19 protein-coding genes are annotated in these 18,530 nt (G+C 67.8%); 3 read left to right on the forward strand and 16 right to left on the reverse strand.

Translation table 11 applies throughout. The annotated features are described in order from the left end of the window. Positions 1 to 50 precede the first annotated feature (50 nt). Positions 51 to 863: a DUF1206 domain-containing protein gene (locus V6R86_RS01205; protein WP_338501322.1), complete on the reverse strand. Its 813-nt coding sequence runs from the start codon at positions 861 to 863 to the stop codon at positions 51 to 53. Positions 864 to 988: 125 nt separating this feature from the next. On the opposite strand from V6R86_RS01205, the gene V6R86_RS01210 reads away from it, so the two are divergent. Beyond that, positions 989 to 2,746 (forward strand): DUF885 domain-containing protein, encoded by a 1,758-nt coding sequence (locus V6R86_RS01210; RefSeq protein ID WP_338501323.1) that lies wholly within the window; start codon positions 989 to 991, stop codon positions 2,744 to 2,746. Positions 2,747 to 2,756: 10 nt separating this feature from the next. Here V6R86_RS01210 and V6R86_RS01215 read toward each other — a convergent pair whose 3' ends face one another. The 8 genes from V6R86_RS01215 to V6R86_RS01250 form a co-directional block, all read right to left on the reverse strand. Further along, the gene (locus V6R86_RS01215; RefSeq protein WP_338501325.1) at positions 2,757 to 3,158 is read right to left on the reverse strand and encodes a hypothetical protein; all 402 of its coding nucleotides are present in this window, start codon (positions 3,156 to 3,158) and stop codon (positions 2,757 to 2,759) included. Positions 3,159 to 3,212: 54 nt separating this feature from the next. Next, on the reverse strand, positions 3,213 to 3,770 hold the full coding sequence (locus tag V6R86_RS01220; RefSeq protein WP_425335930.1) for a demethoxyubiquinone hydroxylase family protein: 558 nt from the start codon (positions 3,768 to 3,770) through the stop codon (positions 3,213 to 3,215). Then, positions 3,749 to 4,249, reverse strand: a complete 501-nt coding sequence (locus V6R86_RS01225) for a disulfide bond formation protein B (protein ID WP_338501326.1) — start codon at positions 4,247 to 4,249, stop codon at positions 3,749 to 3,751. The genes V6R86_RS01220 and V6R86_RS01225 overlap by 22 nt, the downstream gene beginning before the upstream one ends. Further along, positions 4,249 to 5,571: a S41 family peptidase gene (locus V6R86_RS01230; protein ID WP_338501328.1), complete on the reverse strand. Its 1,323-nt coding sequence runs from the start codon at positions 5,569 to 5,571 to the stop codon at positions 4,249 to 4,251. The genes V6R86_RS01225 and V6R86_RS01230 overlap by 1 nt, the downstream gene beginning before the upstream one ends. Before the next feature lie 64 nt (positions 5,572 to 5,635). After that, positions 5,636 to 6,763, reverse strand: a complete 1,128-nt coding sequence (locus V6R86_RS01235; RefSeq protein ID WP_338501329.1) for a murein hydrolase activator EnvC family protein — start codon at positions 6,761 to 6,763, stop codon at positions 5,636 to 5,638. Between the two features lie 4 nt (positions 6,764 to 6,767). Then, positions 6,768 to 7,190 (reverse strand): 23S rRNA (pseudouridine(1915)-N(3))-methyltransferase RlmH, encoded by a 423-nt coding sequence (locus tag V6R86_RS01240; RefSeq protein ID WP_338501331.1) that lies wholly within the window; start codon positions 7,188 to 7,190, stop codon positions 6,768 to 6,770. A gap of 107 nt (positions 7,191 to 7,297) precedes the next feature. Then, positions 7,298 to 7,684 carry a ribosome silencing factor gene (rsfS, locus tag V6R86_RS01245; protein ID WP_425335931.1) on the reverse strand — a complete coding sequence of 129 codons (387 nt, stop codon included), beginning with the start codon at positions 7,682 to 7,684 and terminating at the stop codon, positions 7,298 to 7,300. Continuing rightward, a complete protein-coding gene (locus V6R86_RS01250; RefSeq protein WP_338501332.1) occupies positions 7,677 to 8,327 on the reverse strand; it encodes a nicotinate-nucleotide adenylyltransferase in 651 nt (216 codons plus the stop codon). The genes rsfS and V6R86_RS01250 overlap by 8 nt, the downstream gene beginning before the upstream one ends. Positions 8,328 to 8,392: 65 nt before the next feature. Between V6R86_RS01250 and V6R86_RS01255 the strand changes: the two genes are divergently transcribed. Beyond that, positions 8,393 to 9,523: a DUF3667 domain-containing protein gene (locus V6R86_RS01255; RefSeq protein WP_338501334.1), complete on the forward strand. Its 1,131-nt coding sequence runs from the start codon at positions 8,393 to 8,395 to the stop codon at positions 9,521 to 9,523. On the opposite strand, the gene V6R86_RS01260 is transcribed toward V6R86_RS01255, so the two are convergent. The 3 genes from V6R86_RS01260 to ftsH form a co-directional block, all read right to left on the reverse strand. Further along, on the reverse strand, positions 9,520 to 9,906 hold the full coding sequence (locus V6R86_RS01260) for a hypothetical protein (RefSeq protein ID WP_338501336.1): 387 nt from the start codon (positions 9,904 to 9,906) through the stop codon (positions 9,520 to 9,522). The genes V6R86_RS01255 and V6R86_RS01260 overlap by 4 nt on opposite strands. Before the next feature lie 29 nt (positions 9,907 to 9,935). After that, positions 9,936 to 10,313, reverse strand: coding sequence for a hypothetical protein (locus V6R86_RS01265; protein ID WP_338501337.1), 378 nt, complete (start codon positions 10,311 to 10,313; stop codon positions 9,936 to 9,938). Positions 10,314 to 10,421: 108 nt separating this feature from the next. Then, a complete protein-coding gene (gene ftsH, locus V6R86_RS01270) occupies positions 10,422 to 12,371 on the reverse strand; it encodes an ATP-dependent zinc metalloprotease FtsH (RefSeq protein WP_338501339.1) in 1,950 nt (649 codons plus the stop codon). A 253-nt stretch (positions 12,372 to 12,624) separates the two neighbouring features. On the opposite strand from ftsH, the gene V6R86_RS01275 reads away from it, so the two are divergent. Continuing rightward, a complete protein-coding gene (locus V6R86_RS01275; protein ID WP_338501341.1) occupies positions 12,625 to 13,482 on the forward strand; it encodes a serine hydrolase in 858 nt (285 codons plus the stop codon). Here V6R86_RS01275 and tilS read toward each other — a convergent pair. The 4 genes from tilS to ptsP all read right to left on the reverse strand — a co-directional run bounded on the left by tilS (position 13,479) and on the right by ptsP (position 18,526). Beyond that, positions 13,479 to 14,396 (reverse strand): tRNA lysidine(34) synthetase TilS, encoded by a 918-nt coding sequence (gene tilS / locus V6R86_RS01280; RefSeq protein ID WP_338501343.1) that lies wholly within the window; start codon positions 14,394 to 14,396, stop codon positions 13,479 to 13,481. The genes V6R86_RS01275 and tilS overlap by 4 nt on opposite strands. A gap of 84 nt (positions 14,397 to 14,480) precedes the next feature. Further along, a complete protein-coding gene (locus V6R86_RS01285; protein WP_338501345.1) occupies positions 14,481 to 15,353 on the reverse strand; it encodes a tetratricopeptide repeat protein in 873 nt (290 codons plus the stop codon). A gap of 42 nt (positions 15,354 to 15,395) precedes the next feature. After that, the gene (locus V6R86_RS01290) at positions 15,396 to 16,193 is read right to left on the reverse strand and encodes a helix-turn-helix domain-containing protein (RefSeq protein ID WP_338501346.1); all 798 of its coding nucleotides are present in this window, start codon (positions 16,191 to 16,193) and stop codon (positions 15,396 to 15,398) included. A gap of 71 nt (positions 16,194 to 16,264) precedes the next feature. Next, positions 16,265 to 18,526 (reverse strand): phosphoenolpyruvate--protein phosphotransferase, encoded by a 2,262-nt coding sequence (gene ptsP, locus V6R86_RS01295; RefSeq protein WP_338501348.1) that lies wholly within the window; start codon positions 18,524 to 18,526, stop codon positions 16,265 to 16,267. Positions 18,527 to 18,530: the final 4 nt, after the last annotated feature.

Here is an 18,530-nt window from a genome sequence, read left to right on the forward strand (position 1 = left end):
TTCACGGCGCGGCAAAGGCAAGCTTTTCCCGGCTTTTCCGGCGCTTACCTTCAGATCGGAAGCTTGGAGCGAGCCTTGTTCGCAATGCCGTCGACCGGCACGTCGTTGATTACCCGGAAGCGCGCTTCGATCAGGCAATAGACCCCGAACAACAGCAGTCCGGCACCCACCACCAGATCCCACGGCGAAGTGAGCCAGGTCAGCGCTTCTTCCATGCCGCCCGCTTCGCCGGCCTGCTCCTTGAAGCCCGCGCTGGTCAGGAACGCGCCGCTGATCAGGAACACAGCACCCCGCGCCGCATAGCCGGCCTGCCCGCTGTAACGGGCCCACGGCTGGTGCGCGACACCCGGTTCCAGATGCTCCAGAAACTCGGCCTTGTAGGCTTTCTTGAACTGCAGCAGGCCGACGACCAGCAGGGTCAGACCGGCAACGACCAGCAACAACTGCCCGCCGGGCAGCGACAAGGCCGACTGCGCCTGTTCCTGGGTTCCGCTGCCGCCGCTGCCACCGCCGCCGCCCGACTGATTGAACAGCCGTATCGCCTGCCAGGCGAGGAACAGGTGGACGACCCCGCTCGCCGCCGCGCCGCCGCGCTGGGCAAGGCCTTTCTTGCCATCCTCGTGCCGCTCGATGTTGAACACCGCATCGGACAGCCGCCACAGCCCGTAGGCCAGGAAACCGGCAATCATCAGCCCGAGCAGGATTCGCCCGCCGCCTTCGGCCAGCATCGACAAGGCACCGCTGGTATCCTCGGTCCGTCCGCTTTTGAGGATCAGATAGCCGATCACCAGATACAGCAACCCGCGCGAGGCGAAGCCCAAGCGGGTAAGAGTGGTGAGCGCGCCGCTCGGGTCTGTGCGCATGGGGATGTTCTCCTGTTGAAGGGGCAAACCGTTCGCCGCCGCACTCGTTCCACCAGTGCAATGGATCGCCTTGCATGACCCCGCGGATGATCTAGCCTGCGCCGCAACCACCTCGGGGGAAATCCATGCGCCGCTTCACCGTCCTGCTCGCCGCCACCGCGCTCGTCGCCGCCACGCCCGGCGCGGCTGCTCCAAGCGACGACTTCCTGAAGCTGCAGAACGACTACTGGGCAGAGATCCTGCGTTCCTACCCGCTGCTGGCAAGTTCGGTCGGGGTCACGACCTACGACCGCGAACTGTCACCCGTCAGCCTTGCCGACATGGATCGCCAGGCCGCCGCCTCGCAAGCCTTCCTGACCCGCCTGAACGCCATTCCGCAGACCGGCTTCAGCGAAACCGAGCGGGCCAATGCCGCGATCCTTCGCTCCCTGCTGCAGGAGCAGGTCGACATGAACCGCTTCGGCCAGCGCCAGCTCCTCTATTCGGTGCTCGGTAGCTACCACGGCAGCCTCGCCGGCATGGCCGAGGGCCTGACCTTCCGCAGCGCGTCCGATTATCGCAATTATCTTGCCCGGCTGGCGCTCGTGCCCGAGCGGATGCGCGCCTACGGCGACCTCAGCGTCAAGGCCGCGCGCGAAGGCTTCGTCCAGCCGTGCGTCACCATGACCCGGTTCCCCGAGACGATCACCGGCGTGATCACCGCCGATCCCACCAAGTCGCGCTTCTACGCCCCGTTTGCCGCCGCGCGCCCAGCCAATATTCCGGCCGCCGAATGGACCGCGCTGCAGGGGCAGGCCCGGACCCTCGTCGAAACCGGCATCAACCCCGCCTACCGCCAGTTCGCCGCGACCTACGACCGCGACCTCAAGGGCCGCTGCCGGCAGAGCGTTTCGGCCTCCGACCAGCCGAACGGCCTCGCCTATTACGCCGCGCAGGTCCGCAGCCACACGACCACGGACATGACTCCCGACCAGATTCACAAGCTGGGCCTCAGCGAAGTGGCGCGAATCCGGGCGGAGATGGAACAGGTCGCCAAGAGCGCCGGCTTCGCCAGCCGCGAGGCGATGATCGCCGACATGCGGTCCAACCCCAAATGGTACTTCAAGACCGACACCGAACTGCTCGAAGCCACCGCGCTTCAGGCCAAGGCGATCGATGGCAAGATGCCGAGCCTGATCGGCCGCCTCGCCCGCCTGCCCTATGGCATCCGCCCGATGGACCTCGCCACCGCCCCCGGCGACACCACCGCGCGCTACCAACCGGGCAGCCCCGCCACCGCCATCGCCGGCTTCTATCTCGTCAACACGACCAAGCTCGACCAGCGCCCGTCATGGGAAATCCCGGCGCTGACGGTGCATGAAGCCGTCCCCGGCCATCACCAGCAGATCGCGCTGCAACAGGAGCTCGACCTCCCCGAATGGCGGCGGCAGGTCGCCTTCTTCACCGCCTTTGTCGAAGGCTGGGGCCTCTATTCGGAGCGGCTCGGGATCGAGATGGGGATCTACGACACGCCGCAGAAGAACATGGGGCGGCTGGGCTACGAAATGTGGCGCGCGTGCCGGCTAGTGATCGACACCGGGCTCCACTCCAAAGGCTGGAGCAAGGCGCAGGCGGTGCAATATTTCCGCGACAATTCGACCCTGACCGAAGCCAACATCGACGCCGAGGTGAACCGCTACATCTCCAATCCCGGCCAGGCGCTCGCCTACAAGATCGGTGAGCTCAAGATCCGCGAGCTGCGCGCCCGCGCGGAAAAGGAGCTTGGCGACAAATTCGACCTTCGCGCCTTCCACGACGCGGTGCTCGGCCAGGGCGCGATCCCCTTGGACGCACTCGATGCGCAGGTCGGCGCGTGGATCGCGGCGCGCAAGCAGGCGAGCTAGGCGCGCACCCTTATTCGGGCGGGCTGTCGGTGACGTCCTGCTCGTTGCGCTCGGCGACGCCGCGCTGGATGTCCTTCAGCGCGCAACCGAAGTCGCCACCCGGGCCGACGCCCGAACAAGTGCCGGGACCGGTCTGGCCAATCGTCGCCAGCTCTTTGGACCGCACGCCCCAGCTCTGGCTGAGCTGCGGCGGGCCGCTCGGACGGAGGTTTTCGGGCAGGCGGTAACGGTCCTTTTCCGGACGGCGGGCGCAGACCACCACTTCATCGTCGGTGGCACGCGGACAGGGATCGGTGCCGAACACGATGATCTCGCGGGTGCGCTGCTGCGCCTGCTGGGCGGTCGCCGGAAGGGCGGCGACAAGGCCGCTGCCGACAAGGGCGCCGAGCGCAAGGAGGTGACGGGTGTTCATCATTGCATACCTTTCAGGAGGCTTCAGCGCTCGGGGCCAAATCGCGTTCCCGGCTCAGATCCGCTTGGACGCCGCAATCGCAACCTTGCAGATCGAGCGGATGGCGAAGCTCAGCAGCGGATAAGCGGGCGCTTCCAGCGCGCCATGCTCGAGCGCGGTTTCGCGATGCTCCAGCTCCTCGGCCTGAAACTGGCGGATATCGGCCGACAATTCGGGATCCTGATCGCCAAGCTCGACCAACTGCTCCTCATAATGCCGGTCGATCTCGGTCTCCACCGCCGCGGTGCAGGCCATCGCCGCCTTTTCGCTGAGCAGCGCCGTCGCCGCGCCGAGCGCGAAGCCGCCTACGTGCCACAATGGCTGCAAAAGGGTCGGCCGCACCTTCCGCTCGGCCAAAAGCTCGTTGAACCGGGCAAGATGCCGGTCTTCCTGCGCCGCCATGTGGGTCACCAGATGCGCCGCGCGCGAAGATCCGCGCAGCACCGCCAATTGCCCGGCATAGATGCGCGTCGCGCCATATTCTCCGGCGTGATCGACGCGGATCATCGAATGGAGATCGGGCTTGCGGTCGCCCGGCTTCCAGCTGGTCGTCAGCGCTTCTTGATCAGCCATAGGATCGCTCCAGCGGAAAAAAGGGAAATGACGGCGTTCCACGCTGCCAGCGACAGGCCAAGGAAGGTCCACTGAATCTGGTCGCAGCGGATCAGCGGGGTGGCCATGATCGATTTCAGCAGCTCTTCAGGCGTCGCGCCGGTGGCAACGGTCGAACAGGTGGTAAGGCCCTCCCACCAGCCCTGCTCGACCCCAGCATGAAACGCGCCGATCGCGCCCGACACGGCAATCGCCAGCGCCGCCAGCAAGGTCAGCGGCCGGGCCGCGCGAGGCAGCGCCAGCGACAGGCCGGCTAGCACCACCGCCGCCAGATGCGGCCAGCGCTGCCAGAAGCACATTTCGCACGGGTTCAGGCCGCCGAGATGCTGCGAACCCACCGCGCCGAGCAGCAGCGCGCCCGGCACCGCGACGGCAAGCCATTGCGCCAGCCGCAAACGGCTTCCCGCGCCCTGCTTCAGATAACCGCTGCGCGCGTCCATCAGCGGGCCCGCGGCGCTCCGCCCGGACCGGAAGCGAGCCGCTTCAGCGCCTTCACCGCATAATCAAGCTGGAAGTCCTTGATGCCCTTCTTCTCGAGCTCGGCGGCGGTCATGTTGAACCGCGGATCGGTCGCGTCGTCCTTTTCGAGCAGCTTATCGTCGACCTTGTTCTGCGCGATCAGGTGGCGGCGAAGGTCCGCCTCGCGGATCGCCGGGCGGTCCTTGTAATCGGGATCGCTCAGCTGCGGCACGACGATATCGGGGTCGATCCCGCCCGCCTGCACCGACCGGCCCGACGGCGTGAAATAACGAGCAGTCGTCAGGCGCAACGCGCTTTCCTGGTCCATCTGGATTACCGTCTGAACCGAGCCCTTGCCGAAGCTGCGCTCGCCCATGACCAAAGCGCGGCGATGGTCCTGCAGCGCGCCCGCGACGATCTCCGCCGCGCTCGCCGAACCGGCATCCACCAGCACGATGATCGGCCGCCCGCCGGTGAGGTCGCCGGGCCGGGCATAGAAACGCTCGATGTCGTTCTTCTCGCGCCCGCGCTCGGACACGATCTCGCCCCGCTCAAGGAACGCATCGCTGACCTGCACCGCCTGATCGAGCAGCCCGCCCGGGTTCGAACGCAGGTCGATGACATAGCCCAGCGGCTTGCCGCCCGCCGCCTTGTCCATCGCGGTCAGCGCGGCTTCCACCTGCTCGCCGACATTGCCCGAGAAGGTGTTGATGTTGAGGACGCCGATGCCGTCCTTCAGCTCCCACTTGACCGGGCGAAGCTCGATTCGCTCGCGGCGGATGGTGACGTCGAACGGCTTGTCGCGGCCGGGGCGCACGATGGTGATCTTGATCGGACTGCCCGGCGCACCGCGCATCTTTTCCACCGCTTCGTCGAGGTCGAGACCGTACAGCAGCTCGCCGTCCAAGTGGGTGATGTAATCGCCCGCCTTGATGCCGGCGCGGTCGGCCGGCGTATCCTCGGTCGGGCTGATCACCTTGACCGTCCCGTCCTCCTGCGTGACCGACAGGCCGAGCCCGCCGTAATTGCCGTCGGTGGTGGTTCTGAGCTGGCGGAAATCCGAGGCTTCGAGATAGGAGCTATGCGGATCGAGGCTCGCCAGCATCCCGTCGATCGCGCCCTTGATCAGCTTGTGATCGTCGACGCTGTCGACATAGTTCGCGCGAACCCGCTCGAACACGCCCATAAAGGTTTCGAGCTCCTTGTAGGTCTGCGCGTCCGTTGCCGCTTGGGTGGCGGTAACGGCGGGAACCAGGGCGAGCGCCCCGACAAGAGCGAGCGGGGGGAGGAGCTTGCGGATCATGGGTCCAGTCTTAGCCATTTCACCGCCCACTTAACAGCGGCGCGGATGAACGCCCGATGAGGATTTAAGGGGTATCGGGCCGGGAACGCGCGAACAAGGCGGCGGGCTCGGGCCGGCCGCCTTCAAACAGCTCGGCGGTGACGGGGCCGAGGGCGCGTCCAAGCGCCTCGCCCGCAGCGACCCTGTCACCGACCCGCACCGCCGGTCGGACGTTGGTCAGCAAGCTCGCCCAGCCGTCGCCATGATCGACGACGATCACCCCGGCGCGGGCACGGAAGGGTCCGGCAAAGGCGATCCGCCCGCTTGCCGGCGCGACGACCTGCGTTCCGGCCGCCGACGACACGGTGAGCCCCCGCGCCCGGACGCCGTTATCGGCCAGTTCGCCCATCCCGACCGTGACCGCGCCCCCGGCTGGCAGGCGCCAGGCGAACGGCGGCGGCGTCCGGCGCTCGTCCGAAGGAAGCGGGCGCGGCTCGGAAGCCGGCAAGCGTGCCAGCGAGGCGGCCAGCGCATGCGCCGCCTGTCGCCGTGCCGCCTCGCTTTGAAGCATCGCCAACCGCTCGCCGCGACCCAACACCTCGTCCCCCGCATCGAACGCCTGGGCTTCATTGTTTCGGGCCGCCTCCAGCGCCTCGCGCTCGCGCGCCGCAAAGCGCTGCTGCGCCGCGGCCGCGGCCTTGCGTTCTTGGGCAAGCTGGTCGCGCAGGCCCTGCTGCGCCCGCACCGTGGCGGCAAGCGCCTCCGCCTCCCCGCGCAGCGCGGCGCTGCGCTGTTCGACCTCGGGACCGAGCGCCCGGACCAGGGCGGTCAGCCGCACCTGCTCTTCCGCCCCGCCGGCGGTCGCCAGCATCAGCCACGCCGGCCTGCGCCCCGCTTCCGCCAGCCCCGCCAGCATCGCGGTCGCCGGACGCCGCGCTTCGGCCAGGCGCGCGTCGAGGATAGCGCGGCGTCGTTCCAGCACCGCCAACTGCGCTTCGGTCAGCGCGATTCGAGTGTCCGCCGCCAGCATCGCCTGCGCTTCGGCCGCGCGCCGGGCGGCCGCCTTTTGCGCGTCGCTGCGCGCCGCCTCCGCCGCCGCTTCGAGCCGCTTCTGCTCGGCGGCGGCAGCCGCGGCTTCCTGCTGCGCGACCCGCACCGGATCGGCTGCCGACACCAGCAACGGCGCAAGCGCGAGAAGGAACAGGCGGCGCATGGGCCTAGCCTTGCCGGTGATAGGGATGGCCCGCAAGCCAGCTCGTCGCGCGGTACAATTGCTCGGCCAGCATGGCGCGGGCGAGGAGATGCGGCCAGGTCGCCGCGCCGAAACTCAGCAGCAGGTCGGCGCTCGCCCGCTCGGCGTCCTCATGCCCATCGGCGGCGCCGAGGACGAACCGGCACTCCCGCGTTCCCGCATCGCGCCACTTGTCGAGCTTCTCCGCCAGCTCGCTCGACGCCAGCGCTTTGCCCCGCTCGTCGAGCAGCACGGTGACGCACGGGCTCGGCGCCAGCGGCACCGTCCCCCCGCGGTCGGGTAATTCGGTCAGCTTGTGCGGCCACGTCAGGCGTTTGAGATACCGCTCGACCAGCTCGCCCTCGGGCGACCGGCCGATCTTGCCGCGGGCGATGATGTGAAGGAGCACGTTTCAGCCGTGGCGCAAGCGCCCTTCGACTTCGCTCAGGGCGAACGAACTCGTTGGTCCTGAGCGGAGCGCGAAGCACGTAGGCGAAGGGCCGTGGCCCACGCGGCTCAACCCGCCGCCGCCGCCTTTTCGTCCCCGAATGCCCACATGCGTTCGAGATTGTAGAAGCTGCGCACTTCGGGGCGGAACAGGTGGACGATCACGTCGTCGGCGTCGATCAGCACCCAATCGGCGGTCGGGAGACCTTCGATCCGGACCAGCTTGCCATAATCCTGCTTCAACCGGTCGGCGAGCTTGTTCGCCATGCTGGCGACCTGCCGGGTCGATCGGCCCGATGCGATCACCATATGATCGGCGATGCTCGACTTGCCGGCGAGCGGGATGGACACGACCTCGACTGCCTGATCGTCGTCGAGGCTGCGGAGAACCGCCGCGTGCAGGTCCTCGACAGTAGCGGGCGTGCGAGCGCCTGCCGTTTCAGGGGTATCAGCCAAGGTTTCTCCTGTGTTCTGCGAAAGGATCAACGTCCCGACCCGCATCCGTGTTGCGGGCGAAACGTTCGTGCCAAAGGGGATCGGCGGCGCGAAGCTGCGTTGCGGAAGTCCGGTCAGGCGGTAGCCCAAGGAAGACGATCGCCGGGGCACTCCAACGCGTCCAGTCCCGTGCCTGTGCTTCGGGCCGGACGAAGCGCCGAAGCCAGCCCGACACGCGAGCCGTGCGGGCCTCGTCATCATAGCCGGGACGCGACAAAACAGCAATTGGCACCGTGGCGGCCAGTCTGCGCCAATCCTTCCACTGATGGAATTGCGCCACAGTATCCTCGCCCATCAGCCAAATGAAGCGGTGGCGGGGGAAGCGCCGGGCAAGCGCCGCGACAGTATCAACCGTGTAAACCGTGCCGAGCCGGCGCTCGATATCGCTGACCCGAATGATCGAGCGCCGTGCCTGCGCCCGGGCCGAGGCAAGTCGCGCGTCGTACGGCGCCATGCCCTTCTTGGGCTTCAGCGGATTGCCGGGGCTGACCAGCCACCACACCTCGTCCAGTCCCAGCGCGGCGGCGGCGGAAAGGCTCATCGCCCGGTGCGCACGATGCGCCGGATTGAAGCTTCCACCAAGCAGGCCGATGCGCCGCGTCATGCGCGGAAGGGCTAGCAGCGCTGGCCGCTGTCTGCCACTCTGCCTTGCAGGGGAAGCAAACTATCATGAACGTCGTCGAACCGATCGCAGATGCTGTCACCGGGGGCATCGCCGCGCGCTCCGTCGAGCCGCAAACAGGCGTGGACGGCACCGGCCACACCACCGAGCGGGCCTGCCTCAACTGCGGCGCGGCGCTGGTCGGCGCTTATTGCCACAACTGCGGCCAGCACGCCCACGTCCACCGCTCGCTCGGCGCATTCGGGCACGACCTGCTGCACGGGGTGTTCCATTTCGAAGGTAAGATCTGGCGCACGCTGCCGATGCTGGCCTGGCGCCCGGGCGAACTCACCCGCCGCTATATCGCGGGCGAACGCGCCTCGTTCGTGTCACCGGTCGCCTTGTTCCTGTTCAGCGTCTTCGTGATGTTCGCGGTCATCTCGGCGCTCGGCGGGCCCGTCGCGATCGGCGGCAAGCGGCCGACCCCGACCGAGCGGTCCCAGGCCGCGAAGGATTTTGTCAAGCAGCGCGAGGTTTCGCTCGGACAGTTCGAACAACTTCGCGCCGAACGCGCCCGCCTCGCCGCCGCCGGCGCGAGTACGGCCGAGATCGATCGCCGCATCGCCGACCAGCAGCGCGATCTTCAGTTGGAGCGGGAAATCTACGAAACGGCGATGGCGGTGGCGGGTGGCGACGTGGATGCTCCGGCGCTCGAAGAACCCGCCAACGTGACGCAGGCCGGCGGCGGCGATGGCTCCGACAGCTGGTTCGAACGGGCCTATCAAAAGGCCAAAAAGAACCCGTCGCTCCTCTTCTACAAGCTGCAGACCAACGGCTACAAATACAGCTGGGCGCTGATCCCGCTGTCGGTGCCGTTCCTGTGGCTGCTGTTCCTCCACCGCCGCCGCTACCGCCGGTATCGGGCGTATGATCACACGGTGTTCGTGACCTATTCGATCACCTTCATGAGCCTCGGCTTCATCATCCTGACTTTGCTCCGCCCGCTCGGGCTATCGGGACAGGCGGCGCTGATGGCGATGACGGTGATCCCGCCCATCCACATCTACCGCCAGCTGCGCGGCGCTTACGAGCTGACGCGCCTCAGCGCCCTGTGGCGCACGGTGGCGGTGCTGTTCTTCGCGATGCTGGCCTCGGGCCTATTCGGAATGCTCCTGCTGCTGCTCGGGGTGCTGGGCTAAGCCTTGCAGGGATATTTGGCGGCCATGATGCGGGTCAGCGCTTCGGTCATGTCGATCCGCTGACGCTCGGCCTTGGGAATGGCACCCAGGCGCGCCATGAATTCGCGCGCATCCATCGCCTGCTTGCCCTCGGGCGGGCAGAAACGCGGCTTGCCGCCTGCCTTGGCCAGCGCCAGCCGCTGTTCGCGCGATTTCTCACCCGCCTTTTTGCCTTCTTCCATCAGCGCGCGGATCTCGCCCCGGTGCATCAGCGCCAGCGGCCCCTTCTTCATCAGCGCCGCCGCGCGGGCGTGATAGACGTCGGCATTCATCGACTGGGCCGCCGCGGGGACGGCCGCCAGCGACAGCAGGCCAGCGCCAAAGGCGAGGGTCATGGATCGCATCGTCACTCCTGTTGAAGAGAAGAAGCCGCTTACTTGCGGCAGGGATATTTGCGCTGCAGCACCTGCAGCATCGCCGCACGCAGGGTCAGACGCTGGCGCTCGGCCTGCGGGATCTGGCGCAACCGCGACAGGAATTCGCGATCGCCCAGATCGGCGCGCGGCTTGGGGCTGCAATAGAGGATTGGACGCCCGGCCTTTTCCGCCGCCTCACGTTCGCGCCGGATACTTTCGCCGGCAGCGGTCCCTTCGGCCTTCAGCTTTTTATAATCGCCATCGAACAGCGCCATCGGTCCCTTGCCCAGCAGCCGGTCGGCGCGGTTGAGGAAGTTTTCGGCGGTGCCGGGGGCAGCGGCGGCGGTGGGAGTGCTGAGCGCAAGCAGCAAGGCGGCGGCAAATACAGGTCGCATAACCGCACGATGGCTCGTTTTGCGATGAAGGCAAAGTGAACAATCAAAGAAAACGCCGCCCCGGTGCTGACCGGGACGGCGTTTCGCATTGTCTGTCTTGAGCGGCGATCAGGCCCCGGCGGGCGCTGCTCCACCGAACCCGGTCGGCTTGCGCGTCTTGGGAATACCGACTCCGGCCGGCGGCACCACCGGGCGCGCGCTGTTGCCGCGATCGATCGAGCCGCCTTCGAGCACCGTCTTGATCTCTTCGCCCGACAGCGTCTCATATTCGAGTAGCGCCTTGGCGAGCGTGTGGAGCTGGTCCTCGTGGGTGCCGAGCAATTGCTTGGCCCGCTCGTACCCGCCCTCGACGATCCGGCGGATCTCCTTGTCGATCGCCTTGGCAGTCTCGTCGCTCATCTGGCGCTGGCGGTTCATGGAATAACCCAGGAACACTTCCTCGTCGGCCTCGGCATATTGCAGCGGCCCCATCTCGTCCGACATGCCCCACTTGGTGACCATGTCGCGCGCCAGCGTGGTGACATACTGAATGTCCGACGACGCGCCCGAGCTCACCTTGTCGTAGCCGAAGATGATCTCCTCGGCGACGCGGCCGCCCATCGCGACGGCCAGGTTCGCGTGCATCTTGTCGCGATGGTAGCTGTAGCTGTCGCGCTCCGGGAGGCGCATCACCATGCCCAGCGCACGGCCGCGCGGAATGATGGTCGCCTTGTGGATCGGATCGGACGCCGGCTCGTGCACCGCCACGATGGCGTGGCCCGCCTCGTGATAGGCGGTCATCCGCTTTTCGTCCTCGGTCATGACCATGGACCGGCGCTCGGTCCCCATCATCACCTTGTCCTTGGCTTCCTCAAACTCGCTCATCGCGACCAGCCGCTTGCCCTTGCGCGCGGCAAGCAAGGCGGCCTCGTTGACGAGGTTGGCAAGATCGGCGCCCGAGAAGCCCGGCGTTCCGCGGGCGATGGTGCGGGCATCAACGTCGGGGGCCAGCGGCACCTTCTTCATGTGCACGCCCAGTATCTGCTCGCGGCCCTCGATGTCGGGACGCGGCACGACGACCTGGCGGTCGAAACGGCCCGGACGCAGCAGCGCGGGGTCGAGCACGTCCGGACGGTTGGTCGCGGCGATGATGATGATGCCTTCGTTGGCCTCGAACCCGTCCATCTCGACCAGCAGCTGGTTGAGCGTCTGCTCGCGCTCGTCATTGCCGTTGCCGAGGCCCGCACCGCGATGACGGCCGACCGCGTCGATTTCGTCGATGAAGACGATGCACGGCGCGCTCTTCTTGGCCTGCTCGAACATGTCGCGGACACGGCTCGCGCCGACGCCGACGAACATTTCGACGAAGTCCGAACCCGAAATGGTGAAGAAGGGCACGCCAGCCTCACCCGCGATGGCACGGGCGAGCAGGGTCTTGCCGGTGCCGGGCGAGCCGACCAGCAAAGCGCCCTTGGGGATCTTGCCGCCGAGACGGGCGAAGCGGCCCGGGTCCTTCAGGAACTCGACGATCTCCTGAAGCTCTTCGCGCGCTTCGTCGATGCCCGCGACATCGGCAAAGGTCACGCGGCCTTCCTTGGCGGTCAGCACCTTGGCGCGGCTCTTGCCGAAGCCCATCGCGCCCGACCCTGCATTCTTCTGCATGTTGCGCATGATGATGAAGCTGATGCCGAGGATCAGGATGAACGGCAGCGACTGGACCAGAATGATCCACCAGATGCTCGACTGTTCGGCTTCCTTGACCTGTACCTGCACGCCGGCGGCGAGCAGCCGCTCGGTGACCTGTGCGTCCGACGGGGCGGTGGTGCGGAAGGCTTCGCCATTGGCCAGCTTGCCGCTGATCACCTGATTGCCCGCGGGCGTCGCGCTGCTGGTGACCTGGCGGACATTGCCTTCGCCGACCTGGCGGATGAAATCGGAATAAGCGATCGGGTTGCCGGTCTGCGCGCGGCTGCCGCCTTCGAGCATCTGCGCGAACAGCACCAGGCCCAACAGCACACCGACCCAGATCAGCAGGCTCTTGCTCCAGGGCGTGCCCGGCTTCTTGTTCTTCTCGTCCATGGCACGCAATGTAGGAGATGCGCGGCCAACCGCCTAGAGGGCGGGCGTCATTCGGAAAAAAGCGTCCCGCTTTGGGTAACGCGTGAGACCAGGTGACTCGATTCGCCGCGCCGTCGCCACAACTCGCCTCACCCCTGACCCATCTGCTTGTGAGACAACGGAACTTCGACATACCGTTAAGGAAGCAGTGAGCCGAACGCCGTCATAAGGGGACGGATCGAACGGTTTCTTTCGATTTGGATATGGAGCCCAGATGCGCGTTTTTGCCTTGCTCGCCTGGATTCTGAGCCTGGTCGCCGCCCAGCCGGCGCTGGCCGCGTCCAGCCCGCACCTGCAGTCCCTCGAACAACAATTATCCTCGCTGCTGGCCGCCCGTTCGGGCGACGTCGGCGTCGCCGCGCTCGACCTCGCCACCGGCGAAACGGTCGCGATCAACGGCGACAAGGCGTATCCGATGGCCTCGACCATGAAGGTCGCGGTCGCCGCCGCCTATCTCGACCAGGTCGAAGCCGGGCGCCGGCGGATGGACACCGTGATCGCCGGACAAAGCGCGCGGTCGCTGATCGAATCGATGATGATCAAGTCGAACAATCAGTCGACCGATCTCCTCATCGCCAATCTCGGCGGGCCGCGCGCGATTCAGGACTGGCTCGAGCACAACCAGATTCGCGGCGTGCGGGTCGACCGCAACATCGCCCGCCTGCTCGCCGACAAGCGCGACCTGTGGGACCTGCGCGACAGCGCGTCGCCCGTCGCCATGGTCCAGATGCTGCGCAGCCTCGACAAGGGCAACATCCTGACTCCTGCCAATCGCGCTTATCTGCTCGACGTCATGGCCCGCTGCGCAACCGGCAAGAACCGCATCCGCGGCCTGCTCGCCGGGGTGCCGATCGCGCACAAGACCGGCACGCTCAACAACTACACCAGCGATGTCGGCTATCTGACCCTGCCGGACGGGCGCCGCCTTGCGGTGGCGTTCTTCGCCCGCGGCGGGACCGACCGCCCGCTGACCATCGCGCAGGCCGCGCGGACGATCTACGACGGGTTCGCCGGCTGGGTCCGCAGCGTGTCCTTCGCCGACAGCATGGCCAAGGCGATCAGCGCCAACTAAGTCCGGCGCGGGGGCGCGAGGCGGAACAGCCACTCGCCCCCCGCGACCCGCACCATCACCCCGGCAAGCGTTCCGCCGCTCCCGCCGTCGAGCGCTCCGATCAGCCGGTCGAGGTCGGGGCCGCGCACTGCCGCGTTTGGGTTCAATTCCCCAATCGCCTGCGCCGCGATCCGCCGCCTGATCTCGCGCAGCGGCGACGGGCGATAGGCAAGGGCCTCGCGCTCCCGTCGCACTTCCTCAGCCCACTCGCGCGCCGTCATCGCCTCCAGCGCCTCAGCCGCATCCGCCAGTGCCGCCGCCGAGCGGGCCAGTCGCTCCGGCTCGAGCCACGGCGTCTCCGCCAGCAACGCCCGCGCCTGCGTCCGGTCGTGTCGTGGGTCGTGATTGGACGGATCGTCGACAGCGCTCCACCCGGTGCTATCGACCAAAGCAACCAACTCGGCTTTTCTCAGCCCGAGCAGCGGCCTGACCAGCCTGATGCCCTCTGCCAGCGCCCGCTCTTCACGGATACCCGCAAGCCCCCCGACTCCGCTCCCCCGCGCCAGTCGCATTAGCAGCGTCTCGGCCTGATCGTCGGCATGATGCGCGGTAGCGACGGCGGCTAGGCCATGACCCGCCGCCCATTCTCCCAGCGACGCATAACGCGCCTCGCGCGCCTGCGCCTGGAGGCTCGCGCCCGGTTCGACGGACACGGTGAGACGATCGTGCGGCACGCCGAGCTCGGCGCAGCAGGCGGCGACCATCGCGGCTTCGCCCGCGCTTTCCGGCCTCAGCCCGTGATCGACCGTGGCCGCACGCACCCGCCCCGGCCGCGTCCTTGCGGCGAGCAGCAGTAAGGCAAGGCTATCGGGACCGCCCGATACGGCCAGGCCGAGGTCGCCGTCGGGAAGCAGACGATTCAGCGCGGCCGTCACCGTCGTCCCGGAGGAGGCCGGGATCTCAAGCGGTCGTCGAACCATCGACCGAGGTCCCGGCCGTCGCCGGGACGACGAAGTGCGTCAGCACCCCGCCCGGCTCTTGGCGGCGGGAAGAAGCGACTTCAGGTCCGCCCGCATCGACGCGCCATAGACTTCCTCGAGCTCGGCATACGCCTTGCACGCCTGCGCCGGCTGCTTCAGCGCGACCAGCGACTGGCCGAGATAGAACAGGCTGTCGGGCGCGCGCTCGCCCTTGGGATTGCCGCGATAATTGGCGAGCAACGCCTCGGCCGCCTCGCGCGGCTTGCCGCTGTCGAGCAGCGCGCGGCCGGCAAGATTGTTGGCCCAGCTCACCCGGCGATGCCCGGGGAAGCTCGACGCCATCGCCTTCAGCGCGGTCACCGCCTGCGGATAGCGCTTCTGGAGCCACAGCTGATAGCCCGCGTCATAGGCCGCTTCGCCATCCGCCACCGCATCACCGGTCCGCGCCGGGCGCGGCGGCTGAGCGGCGGGACGCGGCGCCGGGGTCGCTTCGGCGACGACCGGCTCTGCAGCGGGCTCGGCGGCGGCGGTGGCGGCCGGCGCGGGCGCTCCCCCGGCTTCGAGCTGGCGGATCCGCGCGTCGAACTCGGTCCTCAGCCGCGCCAGCTCGGTCTCCAGCGTCGCGACGCGATTGCCATTCTCTTCCGACAAGCGGGTCATTTCGGCCAGCTGGCGCTCCAGCGCATCGATCCGCGCCGACTGGGCGACCACCACCGTCTGGCTGGCGGCGGGCGCATCGCTGAACCCGGCGGTGTCGGCCGGCTGGCCCTTGGGAAACACCTGCCGCTGCAACTGTCGGGTCTGCCGCTCCAGCCGATAAAGCCGGTCTTCGGCCGTCGGCTGCTGCTTCTGGGCGGTGGCGGGAACGGTGAGGGTGAGGGCACAAAGGCCCAGCAGAAGTTTGCGCGTCATGACGTCATTTCTGTGCTGCGACCGGCCTTGACGGTCAATGAACTAGCGCTGCGCCGGGGCGGCCGGAGCGGCAGGCGTTGCCGCTGGGCCACGCATCAGGTCGGCTCCCAGCAGCGAGACGTTGCTGACCGTCCGGTCGGGCGCACCGACCGCCGGCGCATCGGCGGTGCCGACCGAAATGCGGATCGACTGCGGCCGCCCGGTCCGGAGCACCGGCGCGGTGGCGGTGGCCGGCACCTCATAACTTTGTCCCGACGCCAGCTCACCCTGGAACAGGGTCCGGCCGCCACGCTCGCTGACCTGGATCCAGGCCTGCTCGTTGGCGGTGATCACCACCGGCCCGTTGGCGGCGGGCGCGGCCGCCGGGACCGGCGTTCCGGGCGCCGGCGTTCCCGGCACCGGCGCGGTGGCTTCGGCGACCGGCTGGTCGGGAGTCAGTTCGCGATTGCGGTTCCACAGAAAGGCGGCGGCGACGGCGACCAGCGCGAGCAGCGCCAGCACCACCACCCAGCGCGGCATCACGCGGGCAGGATCGGCCGGCTCGAACACCTGCGCTTCGGGCCGCGCGGCCAGCGCGCCGCCGCCCATTTCGGCCTTCAGCGTCTCGCCGATGGCGTTGCGATCGAGCCCGACCACGCTTGCATAGCTCTTGGCGAAGCCAATGGTGTAGGTCGGCGCCGGAAGCTTGTCCCACTCCCCATCTTCGACGCTTTGCAGGTGACGGGTCGGAATGCGGGTCCGCGCCGCGACGTCTTCCAGGGTAATGCCCTGCGCTTCGCGCGCATTACGCAATTGCTCCCCGGCCGTACCGCCGGCTTCGCTCGTCACTTCATCCACCACGCGCGTTATACCCTCCCCAGGCTTTGCCCCTCCTTGTCGCGAGGTGAGCAGGCCCCGTCAATCAGAAGGGCTCAGTCCAACGCGATCGCGTGTCGCTTCGCCCAGTCGGTCAGCGTCTTGCGCATGTCGCGCGGCGGCTTGGCCAGCAGCGCTTCCATTTTGTTGCCGATCGCCTGCGCGTCCAGCGAGCGGATCATCGCCTTGACCGGCCCGATCGCCGCCGGGGTGATCGAGAAATTGGTGATCCCGATCCCGACCAAGGCCATCGCCTCCAGCGGCCGGCCGCCCATCTCCCCGCACACCCGCACCGTCACCCCCGCCGCGGATGCCTCGCGCGCGACCCGGCGGAGAAAACGCAGGATCGCCGGGCTCAGCCAGTCGTAGCGCATCGCCAGCCGCGGATCGGCGCGGTCGGCGGCGAACAGGAATTGCGTTAGGTCGTTGGTGCCGATCGACAGGAAATTGATGCGCGGCAACAGGATGTCGAGCATTTCGGCCAGGCTCGGCACTTCCAGCATCGCGCCATATTCGATCCGCGCCGGCCCCGGCCGACGCGCCCGCACCCACTCGACCTGCTGCTCGAACAGGGCGCGCGCTTCCTCATATTCCCACGGCTCGGAAATCATCGGGAACATGACGCGCAGCGTGCGCCCCTCCGCAGCCTCGATCAGCGCCCGCGCCTGCGCCTTCATCAACGCCGAGCGTTCGAGGCTGAGGCGAAGCGCACGCCAGCCCATGGCCGGGTTCTCGGCCTCGTCGACCACGTCGTTCAGATACGGCAGCGCCTTGTCGCCGCCGATATCGACCGTGCGGAAGACCACCGGCCGGTCGCCCGCCGCATCCAGCACCTGCCGATACAAGCGATATTGCGCATCGCGGCCGGGCAAGGCGGCGGACACGAGGAACTGGAACTCGGTGCGGAACAGGCCGATCCCGTCGGCGCCCGTCGCGTCCAGCGCGCCCGCATCCTCGGCCAGGCCGGCATTCACCATCAGGGTCGTGCGGACCCCGTCCTTGGTGATCGGCGGCATCGAGCGGATGGCGGCGAATTCGGCCCGCCGCTTCTGGCCCATCGCCATGCGATTGTCGAAGGCGGTCACCGTCGCCCGGGTCGGGCGCACCACCAGGCTGCCCTGATTGCCGTCGACCAGCACCGTATCGCCCTCGGCCGCGATCTGGCCGATGTCCTTGACCCGCCCGATCACCGGCACGCCCATCGCGCGGGCGACGATGGTGACGTGCGCGGTGAGCGAGCCTTCCTCCATCACCACCGCCTTCAGGCGGCGGCGGTCATATTCCAGCAGTTCGGCCGGCCCCAGGCTCTTGGCGATCAGCACCGAATCGCCCGGCAGCCCGGTCTGCGCCGCCGTCCCCATCCGCCCGCTGACGATTCGCATCAGCCGGTTAGACAGGTCCTCGAGGTCGTGCATCCGCTCTTTCAGCAGCGGATCGTCGATCTCCAGCATCCGCGAACGGGTGCGTTGCTGGACCCGCTCGATCGCGGCTTCGGCGGTCAGCCCGCTGTCGATGGCAAGATTGATCCGTCGGACCCAGCCCTCGTCATACGCGAACATCTTGTAGGTTTCGAGGATCTCCTGATGCTCGCCGGCGGTGCCGAATTCCGCCTCACGGGTCATGTTCTCGATCTGCGTCCGCATCTTGGCGAACGCCGAAATGACCCGGCTTCGCTCAAGCTCGGGATCCTCGCTCACCGTATGCTCGACCACAACCCGCGGCTCGTGGAACACCGCCATGCCGCGCCCCATGCCGGCGACCAGCTTCAGCCCCGCCAGGCGGACCATCCCTTCGCGCTGCCCGCCGCCACGCACCGTCCCGTCGACCAGCCGGGCCCCCGCGATCAGCTCGGACAATACCATCGCCACCGTCTGCAGCGCCTCGATCTCGACATCGGCATAAGCGCGCGGGTCGGCATGCTGCACCGCCAGCACCCCCACCCCGCGCTCACGAAAGATGATCGGGACGCCGGCAAAGCTGTGAAAGCGGTCTTCGCCCGTTTCCGGCCGATAGGCGAACGCCGGATGATTGCTCGCCTCGGCAAGATTCAGGATCCGGCCCTCGGCCGCAATCGTCCCGACCAGGCCCTGGCCCGGCGACAGGCGGGTGACGTGCACCGCTTCCTTGTTGAGGCCGTGAGTCGCGAACAATTCCAGCGACTGGTCGCGCAGCAGGTAGATCGAACACACTTCGCTCGCCATCGCCTCGGCGATGAGATCGACCGTCATGTCGAGCTTGGCCTGCGCCGACCCGCGCTTCGCCATCAGCTGGTGAAGCCCGGTCAGGATCTCGCGAGCGGCATTGGCGGCAGAGGGCATAGGA

Source organism: Sphingomonas kaistensis (assembly GCF_036884275.1).
Taxonomy (GTDB): Bacteria; Pseudomonadota; Alphaproteobacteria; order Sphingomonadales; family Sphingomonadaceae; genus Sphingomicrobium; species Sphingomicrobium kaistense_A.